The organism is Mesorhizobium sp. M0018 (assembly GCF_040323955.1).
Taxonomy (GTDB): domain Bacteria; phylum Pseudomonadota; class Alphaproteobacteria; order Rhizobiales; family Rhizobiaceae; genus Mesorhizobium.
The window spans coordinates 123,299-130,017 of record NZ_JAMYVL010000017.1; the positions used below are offsets into that span (position 1 = coordinate 123,299).

Genomic DNA, 6,719 nt, shown 5'->3' on the forward strand with positions numbered 1-6,719 from the left:
AGGCATGATGATGCCCCAGGGACTGCAATCAAGGCCCTGAATCCAATGCATTTCCCTTTCGACAGACATCTCGATCCCCACGGCGTCCCTTATTGAAAAGGCAGCCGCAGCCTCATGGTGTGTGCCCACACAATCTTCATTCGAGCTTGGTCGGTATGGACCGCGAAAGATGCGGGGCTGCATCCCTTGACCAATCTCATGCCATTCCCTATATAATCGAGTATGTACTCACTCAATGTCATTGGACGGAAATATGGCGCGTCCCCTCAGTGAAGAAAAGCGACAGGCACTGCTCGATGCAGCGGCCGAGTTCGTCGCCAGCCTGGGCACAGGCGCGTCCACGGCCAAGATCGCAAAGGCTGCTGGCGTGTCTGAGGGAACGCTGTTCACTTACTTTCCAACCAAGGACGATCTGCTCAACCAGCTCTTTCTCGAGATCGAGGCCGACTTGGTAGAGATGATGCTGGCGCCATATCCGGCGGACGCCTCCCCCAAAGACCGACTATTCGCGGTCTGGAACCGTCTGATTGACTGGGGACTGGCTCACGCCACGGCGCGCAAGGCCCTTCGTCAGTTGAAGGTCTCGGATCGCGTGACAGCGGAAAGCCGGAACCGGTGTCACGCCATGCAGCGGGATGCGCGGACGATGGTGGAGGAGTGTCTCGCCGGCCATGCCGCGCCTGACAGGATCGCCTTCTACATCGATACCATTCTCTTCGACTTGGCCGACATCAGCATCAACGCGGTCACAGCCAAACCTCAGGAAAGTGACGCCATCCGGCAGGCCGGGTTCGACCTTTTCTGGAAGGGGTCTGCCGCCTGAGTTTTAGCCCATAAATGAGTATGTAGTCACTCATAGATAAGGATCGAAAATGTCGAATTGCAAGGGTTTCACCGAAGCTAACGTTCCCAAGCAGACGGGAAAAAGCTTCATCGTCACAGGCGCCAACGCCGGCGTCGGGTTCGAAATCGCGCGGGTGCTTGCCGCCAGGGGCGCGCGCGTCCTGCTTGGCTGCCGCGAGCAGACCAGGGCGCAGGACGCCATCGCGCGGATCAAGCGGATCACGCCGAATGCCGATCTCGTCTGGTTGCCGCTCGACCTCGGTGACCTGGACAGCGTTCGCACCGCAGCCGAGATCGCGGCGAAGGAGCCACGGATCGATGCGCTCATCAACAATGCCGCGATCATGAATCCGCCGCTGACGCGCACGAAGCAGGGGTTCGAATCGCAGTTCGGCGTCAATCATCTCGGCGTGTTCGCGCTCACCTCGCTGCTCCTGCCCAAACTGGCGGAGACGCCGGGATCGCGGGTGGTCGTGACCTCGAGCATCGCGCATCTGAAGGCCAAGATCGACTGGGACGACCTCAACGCCGACAAGAGCTACATCAAGACCGATCGCTACGGCGGCAGCAAATTGGCGAACGCGCTGTTCTTCTTCGAACTGGATCGTCGCCTGCGCGCCGCGAAGTCGCCCGTCACAGCCATCGGCGTTCACCCTGGCTTCGCCAATACAAGTCTTGGCCGCCACATGGGGATTGTCAAGATCGCAGGCCCAATCGTCGGCCTGCTGCTCAATAGCTCCGACAAGGGCGCGTGGCCGGCACTTTTGGCTGCGACCGGCAAGGTGAAGCCCGGAGGCTATTACGGTCCCACCGGCCTTGGCGGAATCCGCGGTGTAGCCGGCGAAGCAAAGCGCGCGCCGCATGCCGAAGATCCCGCGCTTGCGAAGCGGCTCTGGGACGTCTCCATCGCCATGACCGGCATCGATCCAGGTTTGCCGGCCACCTGACTTCACGGCGACACGGTGCGTCAGGCCCTCGTGTAGGCTTGCTCTGGGGCGCGGATTGGACGAGCCTCGCCCGGGCGACGAAACCTTGCTATAAGAGACATGACGGTACTTTTCCGCTGTTAGCGGAGCGGCTCCCAGCCGCTAAAAATCGGTTCTCAGAGGCAATCGACCTCGATAGATGCCGAAACCATGCGAAAAATATTCAGTGAAAAATCTGTTTAAAATCAACAGCGTAGATTTTTGACAGCCCCCATGTCGGCTTATTGTCATCTAAACCGAGAAATTTCGAGGGAAATCAGATGCTTATGGTCCGTCCGAACAATCGAGTGGGAGTGAGGGGGCGTGCGGTAGAGTAGGTTGGAGTACTGTGGGATATATTCGGAAATTGTTGGTCAACGATAGGAGGCGATAGTTCGCGGGCGAGTCTGCAAGAACAAGCAGCTGTTTTGCAGGTCGGCGATAGACCTTCGATTATGTGTAGAGATGCTCAAAGGGATCGATCCACCGCGCCGTTCACAGCACATGCTTTGGATTGGGATCGGAGCGCCGATCAATTCCTCGGACAATAGACATTATGTTCCGTGGATTTGTATCATGGTCTAAGCCCCGGGGCGGGACCAACGAGACGAGCACACAGCCGCCGAGCACAGCGGGGACGGCGCCGTAGCTGAATACGTTCTCGTGCCTCGCATAGTTTCAGAGTGCTCCCGCAATGCGTGGACCGTCCGCATGCCGTGCGCCAGATCCCTGTAGGCTTAAGCGTGCCATGCTTCAGCAGCTTGGCCGACAGCGGACCCGAGTTGGCGAACGGCACAATTTGGTCGTCCTGCTACGCGACGAAGCGGACCACGCCACCATCCACCCGCAAAGCCGCGCCGGTGGTCGCCGAAGCCTGCTCCGAGCATGTGTAGATGATCATGTTGGCCACCTCATCGGTGGTCGCGAAGCGGTGGATGAGGCTCGTCGGACGCATCGCCTGCAGGAAGCCCTGCTCGGCTTCGTGCTGCGTGATTCCATTTGCGTCAGCCTGTTTCGCCATGAAGTTGCCCAGGATCTCAGAGCGGGTAGGTCCCGGCAGGACGGCGTTGACGGTGACGCCCGTGCCCGCGACCGCCTCGGCAAGCCCGCGTGAGACCGCGAGTTGAGCGGTCTTGGTCATGCCATAGTCGAGCATTTCCTTAGGGATGTTGACTGCGGATTCGCTACTTATGAACACGATGCGGCCCCAGCCTTTCGCCACCATCCGCGGCAGGTAATGACGGCTCGCGCGCACGCCACTCATTACGTTCAACTGGAAGAGGTCAAGCCAGTCCTCATCGGGGATATTTGCGATATCCTCGACGCCGTTGTAGCTCCGGATGTGTGCTGTACCGACGTTGTTCACAAGGATATCGGCGTCAGGCGCATGCGCGATCAAGGCCTTTGCCCCCTCCGCTGTCGCAAGATCAGCGGCGATACCCGAGATGTCGCTGCCGGGGAAGGCCTGCCGCATCTGCCGCACCGCCTCATCGACCCGAGCGTTTCCACGGCCGTTGACGACGACCGATGCACCGGCACGTGCCAACCCCTCCGCCGTCGCGCGGCCGATACCGGCGGTGGATCCGGTAACAATGGCCTTGCGGCCTTTGAGTTCGATATTCATCTCATTCATCTCCAAAATTAAACAGGAAGCGCAATCAATCCACTGTCGTCTTCGCTGTTTCCGCCTCCGCTGCGTGGGCGAGGCTTTCGACCCAGTCTTGGTGATACCGATAGAGTGCGCCGGGATGTTTGCGCCCGAGTTCATCGAGGAAGAAGGGGCCCTGCTGCGTTTCCTCGGTCAGCACATGGCAGCCATGGTCCGTAGGCGTGATGACCCAGCCATGGTATGCGCTTGAGCCGGTCTCGTCGCCATCAACTGTCGTCGCCCATGCGAGCCTGCGAAGGGGCTCGCATTCCGTCACGACCAGACTCATCGGAAATCCAACCGTCACACGGCTGTATCGCGTTCCGAGCGCCAGTTCCGGCTCCCCCGTCAGAATCTTGACCTGATCCTCGGCGGGAAAGTAGCTCGACCAATTCTCGGCTTCGACGAGCAGCTTCCAGACCGCTTCAGGCGGCGCCTTCACGTCAATGTCGTTGAGTGCGTAGATGGCCGACGTTTTCGGATCATATCGCTCGGGCCAAGTCACATGGTCGTACATCGATTACTGCTCCTTCTTGAACAAATCCTGGAAGATGAGCTGGCCCCAAGTGCGGCCGCGCGCGTGCACCAGCGCGCCACCCTCGTTGAGCTTTCCCAGCTTGACGGGTGCGAACCCGAGTTGTTTGGCCAAGGCCGCCACGGGAGCGGTCGCGTCCTCGTCGTCGCTCGACAGAAAGACGACACGGTGCCCGCCCTCGACGATCGGATCGGCAGCCAGGGTGGCCGCAACCAGGTGATTGAACCCTTTGACGAGCTTGGCGCCGGTGAACGCCTTCGCGACGAAGGCGGAGGACGGGAGACCGTCCAGCTCTTCAGGGACTGGAAACGCGTTCATCGCGTCGATGACCGTCTTGCCTTTCCAACTCGGCAGGGCTTTCGCAACCTCGCGATGCTCCCCGAACGGGACCGCCAAGATGATTGTGTCGGCCTCGAGTGCATCCCGCAGCGACTTGGCGACGACCGTGGGTCCAATCGCCCGAGCCTGCGGCGCCAACGCCTCGGGCGGCCGGCGGCTCGCGACGGCCACGTCGATGTTTTTACGGGCGAAGGCGTGGGCGAGGGCCTGGCCTATCTTACCGAATCCTACAATTGCGTAGCTCATAATGCTTCTCCGATCCGTGTTGGTATTGATTCCCCGGCCTTCAACGGCGCTGGGTTAGCGCGTCAGAGTTGCGCAAGACCGCCGTCAACGGCGACCTCGCTGGCAGTCATGAAGCTGCTGTCCGACGACGCGAGAAAGGCCGCCGCCGCCCCGATCTCCGCCGGATCGGCCATGCGCTGGAGCGGAGTCATCGAGGCGAAGACCTTCTGGCCCTCCTCGCCTAGCGCTTCCTTCGCTAGCTCGGTCGCAGTGGCCCCGGGCGACAGCACGTTTACCCGGATGCCGGTGCCCTTTAGGTCCTCCGCCCAGGTCCGCGCGAGGTTGCGCACTGCCGCCTTGCTCGCGCTGTAGGCGCTCATCCCCGGGGCGCCCGTGGTGCCAGCGCTCGATCCGGTCAGGATTATCGAACCGCCCTCGCTCATCAGCGGCAGCGCCTTCTGGATCGTGAAGATCGTACCCTTCACATTGGTGTCGAAGGTTTCGTCAATGTGCTCGGCGGTGATCTCGCCGAGCCGAAGCTGGCTTCCCGCCCCGGCATTGGCAAAGACGATGTCGAGGGTTCCACGCTCGGCCTTCACCGCAGCGTAAAGTCGGTCGAGGTCGGTCAGATCGGAGACCGAGCCCTTCACCGCGCGGGCATTGGGCCCGAGGTCGGCCACAGCGGCGTCGAGCGCTTCCTGCCGACGGCCGAAGATGAAAACGAAGGCGCCCTCCTCGATGAAGCGCTTTGCTGCGGCGCGGCCGATGCCGGTAGCGCCGCCGGTGATGACTGCAACCTTCCCTTCAAGCTTTCCCATGACTTATCCTTCCAGGCCTTCGCCTTTGGTTGTGCGGGGACACCCCCGAGAACCTCGAAATGGGTCCGCCGGCGTCAGTTGTTGAGTGCGGAAGCGCGCACATCGGTGGTGCGAAATCGATCCGGCTGGACGACTGACGCCAGCCGCGACGATCGGCGTCCGCCGTTCGGAATTGAGCCGCGCGCGTCGACATAGGCTATGATGACCGCCCGTACTGCTGTTCGATGTGTTAGATACGGGCTTTGGAAGGCGCACCGCGCGGTGCCGGATTGCACCATGATCGACTGGGATGACGTTCGCTACTTTCTTGCCGTCGCGCGCGGAGGCTCGGTGCGGGCCGCCGCCGAGCGCCTCGGTGTGAACCACTCGACCGTGCTGCGACGTGTCGCCCAGCTCGAGGAACGCCTCGGGGTGCACATGTTCGAAAAGCTGCCTTCGGGCTACCGCCTGACGACTGCGGGCGAGGAGGTCCTCGAGTTCGCGGACCAGATGGAAGTGTCGTCGCACCTGCTGGAGACGCGCGTCTTCGGGCGCGACCAGAGCGTGCGCGGGCTTCTGCGGGTGACGCTGGCACCGCCCCTCGCGACACACCTGCTCATGCCGGACTTCGCCGACTTCGCGCGTCTGCATCCGGACATCGAGATGGAAATCTTGTCGTCCGGCGAGCTGGCAAATCTGACCAACCGAGAGGCCGACGTCGCGATCCGCGTCGTCTACGACCGCAAAACCCTGCCGCTCAATCTTCACGGCCTGAAGGGACCGGAGCTGTTCGGCGGCGTCTATATGTCCTGCGATCGACTAGCCGCGTGGCGTGCGGGCGCACCTGATCCCATCCGGTGGATCGTCATAAGCATTCATGGAATTCCGGAATGGGCCAGCGAGGGTGAGGTTCGCACCACGGCGGTTCCCTTCAGGACCACGGACGCCGAGGCGCAGATCGTTGCTGTACGGCAAGGGCTCGGGATCACGACACTGCCCTGCTTCGTCGGCGATGCCGACCCCCTGCTGGCGAGGGTGCCGGGCACCGACCTGCACATGTACGGAACGCTCTGGCTTCTCACACAGGGGGAGACACGCAAGACGAAGCGCGTACGGCTCTTCACGGAGTTCGTATCCCGCAGGCTCGCCGCGTACGCGCCGCTTCTCGCGGGGCTGTCCATATCGCGCGACTGACGCCTGGCAGGTCGCCGATGGCGCTGTCTCGAGCGGTCGGCGGCCGTCAGAAAGAAATCGACCGATTGATACCGATAGTGTTGAAAAAGTCCGGGTTGCAGCAGTCCTGAAGCACTTCTCTATTCGGCATGTTGAGGTCAAGCGCTTTCGAGCTTGCGGCTTCTCCGGCGTTT

General features: G+C 61.6%; 7 protein-coding genes and 1 pseudogene. 3 read left to right on the forward strand and 5 right to left on the reverse strand.

The features are described from left to right. Positions 1–253 precede the first annotated feature (253 nt). Positions 254–823 carry a TetR/AcrR family transcriptional regulator gene (locus NKJ81_RS22770; protein ID WP_352502126.1) on the forward strand — a complete coding sequence of 190 codons (570 nt, stop codon included), beginning with the start codon at positions 254–256 and terminating at the stop codon, positions 821–823. 49 nt (positions 824–872) lie between these two features. Further along, on the forward strand, positions 873–1,790 hold the full coding sequence (locus NKJ81_RS22775; RefSeq protein WP_352541810.1) for an oxidoreductase: 918 nt from the start codon (positions 873–875) through the stop codon (positions 1,788–1,790). A 713-nt stretch (positions 1,791–2,503) separates the two neighbouring features. On the opposite strand, the pseudogene NKJ81_RS22780 reads toward NKJ81_RS22775, so the two are convergent. The 5 genes and pseudogenes from NKJ81_RS22780 to NKJ81_RS22800 all read right to left on the reverse strand — a co-directional run. Then, positions 2,504–2,616 (reverse strand): annotated as a pseudogene (locus tag NKJ81_RS22780) (alpha/beta fold hydrolase); the annotation flags it as partial. 3 nt (positions 2,617–2,619) lie between these two features. Continuing rightward, positions 2,620–3,432 (reverse strand): SDR family NAD(P)-dependent oxidoreductase, encoded by an 813-nt coding sequence (locus NKJ81_RS22785; protein WP_352473461.1) that lies wholly within the window; start codon positions 3,430–3,432, stop codon positions 2,620–2,622. A 34-nt stretch (positions 3,433–3,466) separates the two neighbouring features. Then, positions 3,467–3,973, reverse strand: coding sequence for an SRPBCC domain-containing protein (locus NKJ81_RS22790; RefSeq protein ID WP_352450990.1), 507 nt, complete (start codon positions 3,971–3,973; stop codon positions 3,467–3,469). A 3-nt stretch (positions 3,974–3,976) separates the two neighbouring features. Continuing rightward, positions 3,977–4,576, reverse strand: a complete 600-nt coding sequence (locus tag NKJ81_RS22795; RefSeq protein WP_352541811.1) for an NADPH-dependent F420 reductase — start codon at positions 4,574–4,576, stop codon at positions 3,977–3,979. Between the two features lie 62 nt (positions 4,577–4,638). Further along, entirely contained in the window at positions 4,639–5,373 is a 735-nt protein-coding gene (locus NKJ81_RS22800; protein WP_352473458.1) for an SDR family NAD(P)-dependent oxidoreductase, read from the reverse strand. A gap of 276 nt (positions 5,374–5,649) precedes the next feature. Here NKJ81_RS22800 and NKJ81_RS22805 point away from each other — a divergent pair, with 276 nt between their 5' ends. After that, on the forward strand, positions 5,650–6,546 hold the full coding sequence (locus NKJ81_RS22805; RefSeq protein WP_352502130.1) for a LysR family transcriptional regulator: 897 nt from the start codon (positions 5,650–5,652) through the stop codon (positions 6,544–6,546). Positions 6,547–6,719: the final 173 nt, after the last annotated feature.

Bases quoted from the DNA above. Each gene is read 5' to 3' on its own strand.
- NKJ81_RS22805 (WP_352502130.1), top strand. From the start codon at position 5,650: ATGATCGACTGGGATGACGTTCGCTACTTTCTTGCCGTCGCGCGCGGA.
- NKJ81_RS22800 (WP_352473458.1), bottom strand. From the start codon at position 5,373: ATGGGAAAGCTTGAAGGGAAGGTTGCAGTCATCACCGGCGGCGCTACC.
- NKJ81_RS22795 (WP_352541811.1), bottom strand. From the start codon at position 4,576: ATGAGCTACGCAATTGTAGGATTCGGTAAGATAGGCCAGGCCCTCGCC.
- NKJ81_RS22785 (WP_352473461.1), bottom strand. From the start codon at position 3,432: ATGAATATCGAACTCAAAGGCCGCAAGGCCATTGTTACCGGATCCACC.
- NKJ81_RS22790 (WP_352450990.1), bottom strand. From the start codon at position 3,973: ATGTACGACCATGTGACTTGGCCCGAGCGATATGATCCGAAAACGTCG.
- NKJ81_RS22775 (WP_352541810.1), top strand. From the start codon at position 873: ATGTCGAATTGCAAGGGTTTCACCGAAGCTAACGTTCCCAAGCAGACG.
- NKJ81_RS22770 (WP_352502126.1), top strand. From the start codon at position 254: ATGGCGCGTCCCCTCAGTGAAGAAAAGCGACAGGCACTGCTCGATGCA.